This is a genomic window from Dietzia sp. SYD-A1, from assembly GCF_015356725.1.
Taxonomy (GTDB): Bacteria; Actinomycetota; Actinomycetes; order Mycobacteriales; family Mycobacteriaceae; genus Dietzia.
Genome location: NZ_JADDKI010000462.1, coordinates 1 through 1635, shown reverse-complemented (window position 1 = coordinate 1635; position 1635 = coordinate 1). Strand labels below are relative to the sequence as shown.

The 1635-nt window shown below is 70.8% G+C and carries 1 protein-coding gene and 1 pseudogene; both read left to right on the top strand.

Annotated features, from left to right (window positions below; genetic code table 11):
* Positions 1-69 precede the first annotated feature (69 nt).
* Positions 70-1446 (top strand): phosphomannomutase/phosphoglucomutase, encoded by a 1377-nt coding sequence (locus IY392_RS15685; protein ID WP_107758003.1) that lies wholly within the window; start codon positions 70-72, stop codon positions 1444-1446.
* Positions 1439-1635: pseudogene (locus IY392_RS15680) on the top strand (hypothetical protein); the annotation flags it as partial. The gene IY392_RS15685 and the pseudogene IY392_RS15680, both read left to right, overlap by 8 nt.

Sequence of the window (1635 nt, the reverse complement as noted above, 5' to 3'; positions counted from 1 at the left end):
GGGTGGGAATGCGGCGGGTAGGGTCGACGGATGACACCGTCCGACCGCCTCTCATCCCTGGAGCAGCACGTGCCACGCACCGCCGAGTCCGTCCGAGCAGTCATCAAGGCCTACGACGTCCGCGGCGTCGTGGGTGAGCAGATCGACGAGGATTTCGTCCGCGAGGTCGGCGCGTCGTTCGCCCGGCTGATGCGCTCCGAGGGGTCGGGCACCGTCGTGGTGGGCCATGACATGCGGGACTCCTCCCCGGCGCTGTCCAGGGCGTTCGGCGACGGCGTCACGTCCCAGGGGCTCGACGTGGTGACGATCGGCCTCGCCTCGACCGATCAGCTCTACTACGCCTCCGGGATGCTCGACTGCCCGGGCGCCATGTTCACCGCCAGTCACAACCCGGCCCGCTACAACGGGATCAAACTCTGCCGGGCGGGCGCCAAGCCGGTCGGTCAGGAGTCCGGCCTCCGCACGATCGCCGACGAGCTCGTCGAGGGTGTGCCCGCGTACGACGGTGACGCCGGCACGGTCTCCGAGCGTGATGTCCTGGACGGGTACGGCGGGTACCTGCGTGACCTGGTCGACCTCTCGGGCATCCGACGTCTCAAGGTGGCGGTCGACGCCGGCAACGGGATGGGTGGCCACACCGTGCCCGCGGTCCTCAGCGGCCTACCACTGGAAATCGTGCCCCTGTACTTCGAGCTCGACGGCAACTTCCCCAATCACGAGGCCAACCCCCTCGAGCCGGCCAATCTGGTCGACCTCCAGGCGTTGGTCCGGGAGAGCGGAGCGGACATCGGCCTCGCCTTCGACGGCGACGCGGACCGCTGCTTCGTGGTGGACGAGCGGGGTGAGCCGGTCGCCCCGTCGGCCATCACCGCGCTGGTGGCCGGGCGTGAACTCGACAAGGAGCCCGGCGCGTCCATCATCTACAACCTCATCACCTCCCGGGCCGTCCCCGAGCTGGTCGAGGAGAAGGGCGGCGTGGCGGTCCGGACCCGCGTCGGTCACAGCTTCATCAAGGCGCAGATGGCCGACACCGGTGCCGTCTTCGGCGGTGAGCACTCGGCGCACTACTACTTCCGCGACTTCTGGGGCGCCGACTCGGGGATGCTCGCCGCGATGCACACCCTCGCCGCGCTGGGGGAACAGGACGCCCCGCTCTCGCAGGTGATGGCGGAGTACACCCGGTACGCCGCGTCGGGGGAGATCAACTCGACCCTGGACTCCGCGGAGGCGCAGGTGGCCCGCATGGAGGAGGTCGTCGACGCGTTCGCCGGTCGCGCCGTGTCGGTCGACCGCCTCGACGGCGTCACGGTCGACCTCGGGGACGGCGCGTGGTTCAACCTCCGGGCCTCGAACACCGAACCGCTGCTGCGTCTCAACGCGGAGGCGCCCACCAGGGAGGGCGTCGCCGCAGTCGTCGACGAGGTCCTCGCGATCGTCCGTGCCTGACCTCACCAGCGACACGGGGGCGGGCCGGGTCGATCTGGACGACGCCGAGGCCCTCCGCTCGTCCGACGCCACCGGCGCACTGCTCCACGCGTCGATGGCCGGTGCCCAACTCCGGTCGGTCGCGACCGCCGTGGACGCCGGGGCCCTGGAGGGCCTGGTGGGGTTCCGGCCGCGGTCACTCGTCTGGGT